The sequence below is a fragment of the Rhizobacter sp. P1_G5 genome, from assembly GCF_056405435.1.
In genome coordinates this window covers 1-502 of the sequence record NZ_JBFUCB010001228.1, presented here as the reverse complement: position 1 = coordinate 502, position 502 = coordinate 1, and the positions used below count along the sequence as shown (strand labels likewise).

Sequence of the window (502 nt, the reverse complement as noted above, 5' to 3'; positions counted from 1 at the left end):
GGGCAGGCCTTGCCGCTCGGCCAGCTCGGCGCCGAAGCGCATCACGTCGTCGCGGGGGCCATAGGGGACGGTGTCGTCGCGCACTGGGGTGGCGACGCGCGGTTTCTTCGGCTTGGCGTCGGCCAAGCCGGCACCCAGCAGCGACGCGAGGATCAGCGGTGCGAGCAGCAGTCGGGAACGCGAAAAGAGCATGCGCGGATTATCGGCGTCTGCGGGGGCGGCTCGTCCGGCGGCGCGTCAAGCGGCACGAGCCTCGCTGGGCCTTCCTGAAGCGGAGGTGGGCCTCCAGTACGAATGAACCTCCTCAAGGTTGATGAAATCACTCGGCCTGCCGTGACAAATCCCCAAGCGCATCGCTAGACTCCACGCACCGCAGCGGCAGACCACTGCCGCGCGGGTTGCCAGTGCCCCACTGGGCCGAAGGCGACACACCTCTCCCTCGTTGTCATTGGATGCATGGTCGACGACCGTGCGCTGGAGGACTCTCTTGGAACTGATCTGT

General features: G+C 66.9%; 1 pseudogene. It reads right to left on the bottom strand.

Annotation, left to right across the window (positions count from 1 at the left end):
• Positions 1-192, bottom strand: a pseudogene (locus tag AC1D12_RS35115) (hypothetical protein); the annotation flags it as partial.
• Positions 193-502: the final 310 nt, after the last annotated feature.